The 11,789-nt window shown below is 72.1% G+C and carries 10 protein-coding genes and 1 pseudogene; 9 read left to right on the top strand and 2 right to left on the bottom strand.

The annotated features are described in order from the left end of the window. Window positions 1-652 precede the first annotated feature (652 nt). Both AC08OQ_RS09500 and AC08OQ_RS09495 read left to right on the top strand, forming a co-directional pair. Complete coding sequence (locus AC08OQ_RS09500) at window positions 653-2,335, top strand: amino acid adenylation domain-containing protein (protein WP_476599880.1); 1,683 nt, start codon at window positions 653-655, stop codon at window positions 2,333-2,335. A gap of 164 nt (window positions 2,336-2,499) precedes the next feature. Then, window positions 2,500-3,495 carry an iron-siderophore ABC transporter substrate-binding protein gene (locus AC08OQ_RS09495; RefSeq protein ID WP_476599878.1) on the top strand — a complete coding sequence of 332 codons (996 nt, stop codon included), beginning with the start codon at window positions 2,500-2,502 and terminating at the stop codon, window positions 3,493-3,495. A gap of 142 nt (window positions 3,496-3,637) precedes the next feature. On the opposite strand, the gene AC08OQ_RS09490 is transcribed toward AC08OQ_RS09495, so the two are convergent. Next, window positions 3,638-3,814 (bottom strand): hypothetical protein, encoded by a 177-nt coding sequence (locus AC08OQ_RS09490; protein ID WP_476611989.1) that lies wholly within the window; start codon window positions 3,812-3,814, stop codon window positions 3,638-3,640. Between the two features lie 190 nt (window positions 3,815-4,004). Continuing rightward, on the bottom strand, window positions 4,005-4,547 hold the full coding sequence (locus tag AC08OQ_RS09485) for a hypothetical protein (RefSeq protein WP_476599876.1): 543 nt from the start codon (window positions 4,545-4,547) through the stop codon (window positions 4,005-4,007). A gap of 53 nt (window positions 4,548-4,600) precedes the next feature. On the opposite strand from AC08OQ_RS09485, the gene AC08OQ_RS09480 reads away from it, so the two are divergent. The 7 genes and pseudogenes from AC08OQ_RS09480 to AC08OQ_RS09450 all read left to right on the top strand — a co-directional run. Next, on the top strand, window positions 4,601-4,723 hold the full coding sequence (locus tag AC08OQ_RS09480) for a hypothetical protein (protein WP_462188541.1): 123 nt from the start codon (window positions 4,601-4,603) through the stop codon (window positions 4,721-4,723). Window positions 4,724-4,894: 171 nt separating this feature from the next. After that, a complete protein-coding gene (locus AC08OQ_RS09475) occupies window positions 4,895-5,659 on the top strand; it encodes a hypothetical protein (RefSeq protein WP_476599874.1) in 765 nt (254 codons plus the stop codon). A gap of 16 nt (window positions 5,660-5,675) precedes the next feature. After that, window positions 5,676-6,848 carry a hypothetical protein gene (locus AC08OQ_RS09470; protein WP_476599872.1) on the top strand — a complete coding sequence of 391 codons (1,173 nt, stop codon included), beginning with the start codon at window positions 5,676-5,678 and terminating at the stop codon, window positions 6,846-6,848. A 32-nt stretch (window positions 6,849-6,880) separates the two neighbouring features. Further along, window positions 6,881-7,315: a hypothetical protein gene (locus tag AC08OQ_RS09465; protein WP_476599870.1), complete on the top strand. Its 435-nt coding sequence runs from the start codon at window positions 6,881-6,883 to the stop codon at window positions 7,313-7,315. A 4-nt stretch (window positions 7,316-7,319) separates the two neighbouring features. After that, entirely contained in the window at window positions 7,320-7,568 is a 249-nt protein-coding gene (locus AC08OQ_RS09460; RefSeq protein ID WP_476593250.1) for a hypothetical protein, read from the top strand. Window positions 7,569-8,687: 1,119 nt separating this feature from the next. After that, window positions 8,688-10,766 carry a hypothetical protein gene (locus AC08OQ_RS09455; protein ID WP_476611988.1) on the top strand — a complete coding sequence of 693 codons (2,079 nt, stop codon included), beginning with the start codon at window positions 8,688-8,690 and terminating at the stop codon, window positions 10,764-10,766. Continuing rightward, window positions 10,763-11,789, top strand: a pseudogene (locus AC08OQ_RS09450) (hypothetical protein); the annotation flags it as partial. The gene AC08OQ_RS09455 and the pseudogene AC08OQ_RS09450, both read left to right, overlap by 4 nt.

The following is an 11,789-nucleotide window of genomic DNA, read 5'->3' as shown; positions in this document are numbered from 1 at the left end:
TCAGGTCGCAGATGGTGTCTCCGCGCAGGCCGTACCGGCCGACGTGCACCGGCCCCTCGGCGGGACGCTTGTCAATCCCGCTCCGACCCTGCCTTCCGGTCCACGCATCAGTTCGGACGACGGCGATGTTGACGGCAAGAACACTTCCCATCAGGGGTCACTTTCCTGTGGCCGGGCAGGTATTCCGGGGACTCTTTTAGCGGCCCGGGCGCCTGAATCGCTATTTTCTGGGTCGCTATCGCCGGTGCGCGTCACGCCCACGAGTGTATCGCACCCGTCGGGATTTCCGTACCGAGCGGGAAACCGCCGGTTCGGCGCCGGAAACCAGCACGGCGGTGATCCGGACCGGTTGGCCGGCCTACCGGCGTCCGGCGCCGCGCCGGCTGGCTCCGGTCCCGGAGGCTTGTCCGCCGCCGGCGAGCCCGGCGGTGGCGGTCCGGACCCGGTCCGGCGGCCACGATCTTGATTAAGTAAGCTTTACCTTGAGCAGGTAAGGCTTACTTGCTAAACTGTCAAAAGTTGATCACATCAAGGTGGGCGGCCTGACGCTGTACCGACCGAACTCCGCGCCGGCCGCTTCCCCGTCGGGTTTCCGGGGCGTGGTGGCTGACGCCTGGCATTGACGGTTCCCGCTTCACTGTCGACGGATGGAATGGTTGTGAGCTTGCGCTTTGAGGAACCCGGGCCACCGCCGGTCGAGCCGGCCGGCCCGCCGACGACGCTCGAGTGCTGCAATGACGCCAGCCTGCCCGCGCGGGCCTCGACCGTCGCCCATCTGTTCACCGCCCAGGCGCGGCGCTCACCGGGCGCGACCGCCGTCGTGGCACCCGGAGTGCGGTTGACCTACCGGGAGCTCGGCGCCCGGGTCTTCCAGCTCGCCCGGGCGCTACGGGCACAGGGCCTCGGGCCGGAAGACATCGTCGGCATCCGGCTGGTCCGATCAGCGGAGATGATCGTCGCGGTCCTCGCGGTCATGGTCGCGGGCGGGGCGTTTGTCCCGGTCGAGCCGGCCTGGCCCGACCAGCGGCGCCGGCGGGTGCTGGCCAACGCGCGAGCCCGGCTGATCGTGACCGGTCCGGCTGCGCCGGTGGAGTCCGGCGGGCTGGTGGACGGTGTGCCCGCCGTGCCGGTCGACCTGGGCGCCTGGTCCTGGGGCGGCGAGTCGGCCGAGACGCTCGACCTGCCGGTCCCCCCGGCGGGGCTGGCCTACGTGATCTTCACCTCCGGGTCGACCGGAACTCCCAAGGGGGCGATGATCCGGCATGACGCGATAGCCGAACGGCTGCGGTGGCAGGTGACGGATCTGTTCGCCTTCGGCGCGCACGATGCGTCCCTGTTCAAGGCGCCGTTGTCGTTCGATATTTCGATCAACGAGATTCTGCTACCGCTCGTCTGTGGCGGCCGGGTGGTCGTGGCGGAGCCGGACGGTGAGCTTGACCCGGGATACCTGCTTGAGCTCATCGAGGGGGAGCGGGTCACCTTCGTCTATCTGGTGTCGTCGATGCTGGACGTTCTGTTGGAGGCGGCGGAAGGGACGTCGGCGCTCAGCTCGCTGCGGCAGGTCTGGTGCGGAGGCGAGGTCCTGACACCCGCGCTTTTCGCCCGTTTCCGCGCCCAGGTCGACACTGCGCTCTACCACGGGTACGGCCCGGCCGAAACGACGATCGGCGTCTCTCATGTGATCTACCGGGACAGCGCCGAACGGCTCGCCGCATCCATCGGCCGACCGAATCCGCATACCCAGCTCCACGTCCTCGACGACTTGCTGGCCCCGGTGCCCTCCGGCGCGGTCGGCGAGCTGTACGTGGCCGGTTTCCTGCTCGGCCGCGGTTATGTGAACAACGGGGCGCTGACCGCGTCGCGCTTTGTCGCCAACCCGTTCGCCGGTGATGGCGCGCGGATGTACCGCACCGGGGATCTCGCCCGGTGGAACAGCGCCGGCTGGCTGGAATTCGTGGGCCGGGCCGACAACCAGGTGAAGATCCGCGGGATGCGGCTGGAGTTGGAGGAGGTCGAGGCTGCGCTGGCCGGGCACCCCCGGGTGCGGCGGGCGGCGGTCGTCCTGTCCCGGGACGCCGCCGCGCCCCGGCTGCTCGCCTTCGTCGTCCCCGATGCCGATCGGGCCGGAGCCGATGCCGGCCCGGCCGGCGGGACGCTCGCCGACGAGGTGCTGGCCTGGTGTGCCGACCTGCTTCCCCAGTACATGGTGCCGAGCGTCGTGACCGTGGTCGACACGCTCCCCGTCACCGCCGGCGGGAAGGTGGACCGCCGGGCGCTCACCGACCCATGCCCGGATTTGTCGGCGGATGGGGTAGACGAGGACGCCGCCATCTAATTAAGTAAGCCTTACCTAAATTACGTCTGCCTAGTCAGCGGCGCGTGACCACAAGGAGAGACGGCATCTCATGCCGGCGGACCCAGCCTCATCGCCGGATGGGAAGCGACCCGCGACCCGCGAGCCGTCCCGACGCGCGGCCTGACCACGGAAACGAGAAAGCAGTGCGAAACAGACTGAAACTCCTCCTGGCGGCGATCCTGGCCGCTACCGCGTTGGCCGTCACGGCCGGCTGCGGCAGTAGCGGCGACGGCAGCGGTGGGACGGCCGCGTCGGCGAGCGCGGTGACGGGCAGTTTCCCGGTCACGCTGAAGAACAAGTTCGGTACCACGGTCATCAAGTCCCAGCCGAAGCGGATCATCGCGCTCAGCTATGAGGAGGACATCCTGGCGACGCTCGGCATCACGCCGATCGCGTACGCGAAGAACGAATACAAGCCCGACGGCGTCTTCCCTTGGCTCCAGGGAAAGATCGACCTGTCGAAGAGCGCCGCTCTGGGCACCAGCGGGGACCTGAACCTCGAGCAGATTGCCGCGCTGCATCCCGACCTGATCCTGGCCACCAACTTCTACGGCCTGGCCGACTACTACGACCGGCTCTCGAAGATCGCGCCGACCGTCGGCTACACGGATGACGCCGGCATCGCGACCTGGCAGGAGAACAGCACCATCATCGGCAAGGCCGTCGGCCGCGACGCCGACACCCGGAAGGCGATCGCCGCCATCGAGAAAATCATCCAGGACACCAGGTCGAGCCTTCCCGGCCTGGCCGGCAAGACGTTCAGCTACTCCTTCTACTACGAGCCGGGCGGGCTCGCGGTCATCGACGACCCGAAGACGGTGTCCGTCCAGCTCTACACCGAACTCGGAATGAAGCTCGCGCCGGGTGTGACGGCCAATGTAGTGGACCGGTCGCTGAGCATGGAGAAGCTCGACGCATTGGACGCGGACTTCGTGCTGATCGGTTTCGCCACCCCAGCCCTGAAAACCGAGATGAACGGCAACAAGCTGTTCACCGACATCCCGGCGGTCAAGGCGGGACGGGTCCTGCAGGTCGACGCCTTCACGGCCGGCGCGGTCAACAACCCGACGATCCTCAATATCCCGTGGCAGCTCGAGCAGCTCAAGCCGACCCTGGCCAAGGTCGCGGACAGTAGCTGACCGTCGGTGAGTCGGGGCTCGCGCGGCGCGGCCATCGCCACGCGAGCCCCCGCACTGACCTACATCCGGACCGAACCCGGACTGAATCCGGATAGGACGGCCCCGGATCGAACCCGACACCAGACCCGGACCAGGCCCGGACTCAACCCGGACGGCTCTGTTGCGTCCGGCTGGCACGACCCTGCGCTGGCGGCCAGGCATGATCAGATGGTGACTCGCGTCCGTCCTCGTCGAGCACCGGGGCTGCGGCCTGGGCGCCGGCGGCTGCCGGTTCGCCCGCGATCGTCTCCGCTGCCGGATCTGTCGTCATGCTGGTCATCTGGTGCCTCCTCTACCTGCGCGTATGCACAGAGCATCACAGTGGAGTTACACCGTTGTTCTGGCTCTGCCGCACATCCGGTGGTGACTGTGCGTTAGCCAAGGAGGATCCGGTGGCGGAGGAGTGGGAAGCCGGCGCGGCCGTGCATCTGGTGCATGATCCGCTTGGTCTTTCTGTGGAATCAGAGTTGTCAAATCGACCCTCCCGGGCTTTGGTGGACACCGACGATCGGGAGGATGGTGGCGCGGGCCGGGAGATCGAGTTGTCGGGGTATCGGCCCGGCCGGTGTGGGGATGCCGGCGAGCCGTTCCAGCAGCCGGTCGAGGGCGGTGCTGCCGTCGTCAATGGCGGCCTGCTCGTCCTCGGTGAGCGGGATCATCGCCCGCATCTTCTGCAGGTTCTCCTTGGCCTCCAGGATCTGTGCCTTGCTGGAGCCCTTCGGGGTATAAAAGTCACATTTGGCGCAGGCTATGCGGTGCGGGCACTGCTCGAAGAAGGTGTAGGTGCAGTAGCCGTGGCCGAGGTCGTAGTGCTGCCAGGGCTCGCCGGCTGCGGCGGCCTCGGAGGCGACGGCGTCGCGGTCGACGAGGACCTCGACCGTCCGCATGTTGCGGGAGAAGTATCCCGCGTCGTCGTAGGCCCGAGTCAGCGTGGCCGGGCTGATCTTCGCGTAGAACTGCGTCGACTGCGACGACCGGTGGCCGAGCCACGCCTGCAGCTCGAACAGCGTCATCGGCTCCTTGGCATTGTAGAGCTGGCTGGCGATCGTGGATCGGGCCCGGTGGCTTGTACCTCACCGACATCGCCGGCGGCCTCGCCGTCGGGGTCGTGAGCATCCTGGTCACCGCGCTGTTGCTGCGCCGGATTGATCCCAAGATCGCGAGAAGGGCCGACCGGGCGGCGGACTGAGGACGGGTCCGGTGCGGAGCAGTCACCTCCGTCGCGCACCGCGACCGCGGAGTTCCCCTGTTCGGCGGACGCCCCCGAAACGCTCGCGTATTCTGCGCGATCAGGACGAGGTCCCGGTGACCGCCGGGAGATCGACAAGGCTGCACTCGACAAGGCTGTTGGGGAGGCGGTGTGGACTTCGAGGACGCCGCTCTCGTGCGGCTGGCGGACGAGGCCTCCCGCGCCGCGTTGTTCGACCAGGCCGCGCTGGCCGCCGTCGCTGCCGCCGGCTACGACCATCCCGAGTTCGAGGGCCCCTACTCGGCCGTCTTCGACAGCGTCGAGCTGGTCGTGGACCTCGCTGGGTCGGTCCGGTTGCACGGGATGGTCCGGCGGCTGGAGGACCCGGTCCCCTACGAGGTTGACCTGCTGGCCGCTGGCCTGGTCGACGCCGCCGTCCCGCGGGTGACCGCCCTGTGGCGGGGCGCCGTGGTGGCCCGGTACCGGCCGGCGGGCGAGCCGGTCACCGCCGTCACGTCGCAGTGGCTATCCGGTGGGCCAGCCGGTGGGCCCGCCGGGGACGTCGCCACCGGCCAGGTGCGGGTGGCGTTCGCCGACCCCGCCGGCACCGCCACCGTCGTGCGCCGGCTGCCGGTCACCGCACCGATCCTGGCCCGCGGCGCCGGGAGCGGCGTCGCCGCTCTGCTGCGCGAGAGCGCCGTCGTCCGCCAGCGGGTGGTGGACGCCGGCGGCGAACCCAAGGCGGAACCGCACCTGCGCCGGCGGCACGCCGTGGTCGTGGTCTGGCTGCTGCCCGAGGCCGTCTTCGACGACGACGACGGCTGGCCCGGCCCAACCGCCGGTACCCCGGAACAGCTCCGGGCGGCACGACGGGCTATCGCGGCGTCCTGGCTCGCCCGTCACGGCATCGCCCTCGTCACCGCCACCCTCAGCTAGGACCTCGGAGGAAGCCATGCCCGTCGCCGCCGCGTACCCCTTCGTCGAGGTCCGCATCGACACCTCGGCGCTGCAGCCGGTGTCCCATCGCTCACCGGGTGTGCTCGCCGTGGTCGGCGCCACCCCGGACGGCCCCCGCGGCGGGACGGCGGCGGTGAACACCCCGCGACTCGTCGGCTCCCTGGCCGACGCCGGCACCCTGTTCTCCAGCATCCAGGGCGGCGTGGTGGAGGCGAACCCGCTGTACGAGGCGCTGCGGGTCGCGCTTCTGCAGGACCCCAAGCCGAGCACGGTCTACGGCGTCCGTGCGGCGGGCACGGCGCTCGCCGAAGCGCCGGCCTCGCTGGATGCCGCCGACGACGTCACCTTCGTGGTCCTGGCCGGGACCACGGCCGTCGGAGCGCCGGCTGGCGCCGAGGCGGCGACCGGTCTGCACGCGCTGAAGGCGCATGTGGAGTCGATGTCCGCCGAGGGCAACAAGCGGATCGGTGTCGCCATGGTCGACCCGGCCCGGCCGCGTAGCGCGACCTACGTCGATGACCTGGTCGACCTGTTGACCCCGCTGCGCAGCGACTCCAGCCGGATGGTGGTGGTCGCCGCCCGCGGCGCGACCGGGGACGTGGCCGCCGCGGCGGCGGCCGCGATCGCCGGGTACCCGGCGCAGGTGTCCGTCGTGCTCAAGCGGGTCCGCGGCATCCAGATGCCGCTGGCCGGGCAGTACAGCCCAGGCGAGATCCGAGAGCTGTCCGAGGCCGGGATCATCCCGGTCATCGATCCGGCGCTCATCGTGGGGGATGGCCTGCACTTCGCGGAGGGTCGCTGCTTCACCACCGACGCCACGCAGCTGTTCATCGACACCGTCCGGACCTTGGACGACATCGACTTCCGGCTCAAGGCCGGGCTGATCGGCCTGGTGGGCGACGCCCGGATCACCCGGTCCGGGCTGATCCTGCTCAAGGCCCGGATCGAGGGCATCCTCGGGCCGCTGCAACGCTCGTCGGCCATCGACGGCTTCCGCATCGGCATCCCGGTCCTGGACATCCTGACCTTGCCGGAAGGGTCCCGCTCGGCGGCCGACCAGGCGCTCGTCGCCCAGGCCCGGGCCAACCGCGCGGTGGATGTCGCGCTGGAGGTCGTGCTCGGCCCGGCCACCCACCGGATCGTCGTCACCCTCGCGCCGACCTTCTGACGTCATCGCCGCTCAACGGAAGGGGACATGTCATGCCCGACTGGAGGTCTCGGCTCGCCGTCTCCTGGCAGAACACCGACGGCGTTCACAAGATCGTCCCAGTGGACTCCTTCTCGCCGACCTTCACTCTCGGCGCGGAGGTGCTCAACTCCATCGAGGAGACGCACATCGGGGTGGTCTACACCCCGTCCACCATCACGTTCTCCCTTTCGGTGAAGGCGATCGGGGACTCCGCGGCGCAGCTTACGGCGCTGGCCCTGGCGGGCGCGCGGTTCGACATCATCCTGCAGGAGACCGAGCACGGCGCGGACTGGTCATTCATCAAGATCGTGATCAGCGACTGCGTCATCACCTCCGCCGCCCCGACGAACGCCACGATCGCCGGCGCCCCCTCGTCGGTGTTCTCCGGCTTCAGCCTCTCGGCGACGGTCGAGCCCAAGTCCGGCGAGTCCGCGACAGTCCGGTGACGGCGTGGCCGAGGATGCACGCCCCGGTGCCGTCCGGGTCCGCCAGACCGGGATCGCCCTCGTCCACGCCGGCGAGCTGGTGCTTCCCGCCGCCGGCAGCGAGGCCGAGCTGGAACCGGCCGCGGCCGACCCGCGCGCGGTCGTCGAGTACCACTTCCCGGTCGTGATCGAGGTGCGCGAGGCGCAGGCGCCGGACGTCGAGGCCATCGCGAAGCTGGCCGCGCGGCACATCGTGCGCGGGCTGCGGGACTGATGACCACCCGCGTCGTGCACCCCGTCCGGCTTGTCGTCGACGCCACCCGGCTGACCGACGCCGACCTGCTGGCGGACGCCGTCGAGGCCGGCGTGACCCGGGCGGTGCGGGCCAGCCGGGGCCGGGTGCTCGACGGCCTGCCGGACGGGATGGGCGTGCGCGTGCTGCCCGCAGAGATCAGCTGGGCCGGCGCGGCGGCGTCCGGGCTCACCGAAGACCAGCGGGCCGCCGTGGAACGTGTGGTGGCCGGGGCGATCGGTCGGGCGGTGGCCGCCGCCGGGGTGTCCGACGGGGTGCTGCGCCGCACATCCGCGGCGCAGCCGCCGGTCGGTGAGGCGGTGGACGCCGCCCGGTTCAGCCGGCCGTTGCGGCGCTACGTCATCCCCTCCTACCAGGGCGGCGACGCGGCGGTCGAGGTCCTCGACGACGACGGCGGCGGCGGCGAGCCCGGGGCCGCGGCGAGCCCGCCGGGGCGGACCGAGTCGACCACCGTCTGGTCGCCGGTGACGGCCGAGAACTACGTGCGGACGGCGCTGCGGGCGGTCCGGGTCTCGTCGGTGGCGCCGTCGGCGTCTGGGCTGGTCGGCGTGCTGTTCCTTGGCCCGTCCGGGGCTTACGAGATCGGGGCGGTCCACCCGGGCGAGCAACGGGTGGAGTCGTCCTTCCCGCTCGGCCGGTTCCGCTTCCCCCGCTTCGGCCAGCGCGAGGGTGAACCGCTCAGCTTCGACCCGGGAGTGGTGTACCGGCTGCGCTGGCAGGGCAGCGCGACGCAGGCCCGGACGGTGGTCACCGACTTCTACGCCGAGTCCTGGCGGCGGGCCGCCGAGCAGGCACACCCCCGGCTACCCGGGCAGAGCGCCGCGGACCACGCCGCGGCCATCACCGACCTGGTGGACCGCGCGCTGGACACCGCCGTCGGCCGGGCCGCCCGCCTGGCCTGCTACCTGCTGCTCACCGGCCCCGGCGGCCGGCGGGACCTGGTCGAGATGGTCAGCCAGCCAGACTGGGTGCTGCCCGGGATGGAGCTCGACCTGGTCCCACTGTCAGAGACCTACCAGCTCGACGACGATGTCATCGTCGTCACCCCGGCCGGCGGCGCGCCTGGGGCGGGAGCGCCTGGTGGCCCGGAGCCAGCCGGCGGACCTGGTGGTCCGGGTGGCCCGGGCGGCACCGGGACCGGCGACGGCGACCCGGCCCGGGCGGGAGACCGGCACCGGCGAGCGGGCAGGTGGCCAGCCGGGCCAGCCGGCCGGCGTCGGGTGGCCCTGGCCGGTCAGCGGGGGCGACGGGCCGCCGCTGGTCTGCGAGCCGTTCTTGGCCGAGCCGCCGGCGCAGGACCTGGTCGGCGTCCAGGGCCTGCTGGCCCGGATGCGCGACCTCGCCGCCCGGCTGCGGGTGGGGGAGTGCCACTACCTCGGCCGGTTCGCGCTGAACTGCGCGACGATGATCGCGGTGCGGGCGCACACGGTCGGCATGGAGGGTGTCCGCAGCACCGCCACCACCCAGGTCAGCGTCCGCCACGACGGCCGCGGCAACAACGGCTACCTCGACGTTCGGCCTGGCAGCACCCCGGAGTTCGCGGCGCTGCGGACGCTCGCCGGTATCGCCACCGACCTGCACCGGTTCGCCGACGACCTGATGGCCGCCTACCAGGAACCGGAGAACCTCCGGCTGGTGAAGGTGCGCCCCGGCGGCGAGCCGTACGCCGGTGGCTGGGCCTGGCGCTTCTGGTCGGAGCTGTCGGAGTCCCTGCTCGACGCGTTCACCCTGCTCTACGCCGAGACCTGCCGGGTGCTGCTGCTACAGCAGCTTCGCTCCTCCCGCCACGGCATCGACGGGCGCCGCGGCGCCGGCTTCGACGCCACCGCGACGGCCTTCTCGTCCACCCTGGCCATCCTCGGCGAGTCGGTCGTGGTGGTGACCACACTGCGGCACGCGATCACGCACTCCGAGGCCGTGCTCGTCACCGGCTCGGTCCGCGACGTCCTGTCGGTCAGCCAGACGATCCCAGCGGGCGACGGGATGATGTTCGTCGAGCTGCCGGCGCCGATCCGGTCCGTCCCGCCACGAGTGCTGGCCGTCGCCGGTGACGCCCTCATCGAACGCCGCGGCGGTGACCGGGTGGTGCGGTTCCGGGACCGGGTCTGGACCGCCGCCGACCTGGACGCCGAGATCAACCTGCGGCGGGCGGTGGTCAACCAGGTCGACCCGCTGTTCCTGCAGATCGGGGACCTGGAGCCGCTGTACGCCCGGGCCCAGCGCGAACCGGCGTTCGTCGAGGAACACCTGCGGAGCCTGCTCACCCAGATGTCCGAGGCGAACGCCCGGATGCTGGCGCAGGCATCCGACCCGGCGGAGGGCGCCTACTTCGCCGTGGCGGCCTCGCAGTACGTCTGGCGCGAGGGCGGCGCCGACCGGCGCGGGCTGCGTTTCCAGCTGCAGGGCATCCACGCGTTGGCGGACGAGCAGCTTCGCACCGCGGCCCGCAACGACCGTCTCTACGTGCTGGGGATCAACCGGGCGGTGGGCCGCAAGGCCGCCCTCGACGACCTGCTGGTCATCGCCTCCACCGCGGGGATCATTGTGCTCGGCCTGCTCTGCGCTCCGCTGGGCGCTGTCGCCGCCGGAGCGATCACCGGCCTAGCCGGCCTGGCGCTGACCGCTGGTGATCTCGCCGAGGCCGACCGCCAGAGGGACCTGTACCGGGCGCTGGAGGACCCGGAGCTGTTCCATCGCTGGCAGGAGGTACAGGTCGCGCAGCTCATGGCCGCCCTGAGCGTCGCCTTCAGCGTGTTCGACGTGGTCGCGGTCGGGCGCGGCGCCCGGGCCATCGTGGCCAGCGCCCAGCACGGCCTGCGGGTCGCCGAGCGGGCGGGCCTGGCGGCGGGAGCCCGGTCGGTCGCGCGCAGCGGCCGCCGCGAGGTGCTGCGCGGCATGACCGAGCAGGTGCTGGCGCAGGCGGTGCGCCAGGCGGTCACCGACACTGCGGTGCTGGCCGTGATGTCCCTGGTCCTGCCCCGGCTGATCACCCCGGTGCTGGTGCCCTGGATCCGCCAGCAGGCCGTCGACCACGGCACCTTGGCCGAGGTCGACGCGGCCCTCGGCCCGCTCGCCGCCGGCCTGCCGGCACCGGCCCCGCGGACGGCGCCGGGCGGCCCGGTGGCGGGCGGGGCACCAGCGGACGATGGGGAACGATGACCATCACCCCCGGACTGCTCTCCGGCGCCCTGAGCCGCGCCGCCCGCGAGCACGCCGCCACCCTGGAGGCGCTGCAGCGGGCGCTCGACATCGTCTCCGGGCAGCGCCCAGCGGTGCTGCGGGTGGAGGCGCTGGCCGAGCGTGTCGTGCTCGCCTTGGCGCACCACCACGAGAGCCGGGTCGCGGGCACGCTCAGCCGACTGGAGGAGTCGCTGGCCCGGCTGCTGGACGACGTCGAGGACCTGCGCGCCGGTGGCCGGGCCACCCGCCAGACCGCGCAGCGCCAGGCCGACCTGCACGTCCTAGCCGACGCCATGGAGCAGCTGCAGAACTTCGAGGAGGCCGTCCGTCACGACCTGGACCGCGGCGAGCTGCCCGAGACGGCGGCGGCCGTGTTGCGGGAGGCGTTCGATGCCCTACCGGCGCCCGCCGCCGCGACCGCCGGTAGGGCATCGCGACCGCGTGGCCGGGCGGCGGGAACCGGCACCCGCGCAGGTGCTGCGGCGACTGGGACGGTGGCGACCGGACGCGCGGCCACACCGGCCGCGAGCCCGGCTGCGGGCGGCCCATCGACTCCCCCGCCGGGACGACGCGGTGGCCGGGTGGCGGCACTCAGTCCTGAGGAGCAGGCCCGCGCCGCGGCGGCCACCGCCCGCGACGCGCTGGAATGGGCGCACCAGCTGCGGGAGGCGTGGAGCCGCGGCCTGACCTTCGAGCCGGAGTCCCGCCACGCCGTCCCGCTGGGCTGGCCGGACCACCCGCTGCCGGTGGCGGAGATGCGCCGGCTGGACGACGCGGTGACCGCGTTCCGGTCCGGCCGGCGACCCGGCGTCCCGGTCAGCCAGGCGGAGGCGACCGCCCTGCGTGAGGTGGTGCATCGGGCCAACGAGGTGCTCCGGTCGTTCGGCCGCCGGTTCGAGGTGCTGCACGGCGGCAGCGAGCGGATCCCGCCGACCCGGCCGGTGCCCCCGGCCGCGGAGGCCGCGCTGGCCCCGGGGTCGCCGGGGGCACTCGCTGTCGCGG

This window comes from Frankia sp. CcCS3 (assembly GCF_977927575.1).
The sequence above is the reverse complement of the archived record's forward strand: the minus strand, read 5'-3'. Positions and strand labels throughout refer to the sequence as shown.

Excerpts from the sequence above, each read along its gene's own strand:
- AC08OQ_RS09465 (WP_476599870.1), top strand. The coding sequence starts at position 6,881 with ATGCCCGACTGGAGGTCTCGGCTCGCCGTCTCCTGGCAGAACACCGAC.
- AC08OQ_RS09490 (WP_476611989.1), bottom strand. The coding sequence starts at position 3,814 with ATGACCAGCATGACGACAGATCCGGCAGCGGAGACGATCGCGGGCGAA.
- AC08OQ_RS09500 (WP_476599880.1), top strand. The coding sequence starts at position 653 with ATGGTTGTGAGCTTGCGCTTTGAGGAACCCGGGCCACCGCCGGTCGAG.
- AC08OQ_RS09485 (WP_476599876.1), bottom strand. The coding sequence starts at position 4,547 with ATGACGCTGTTCGAGCTGCAGGCGTGGCTCGGCCACCGGTCGTCGCAG.
- AC08OQ_RS09470 (WP_476599872.1), top strand. The coding sequence starts at position 5,676 with ATGCCCGTCGCCGCCGCGTACCCCTTCGTCGAGGTCCGCATCGACACC.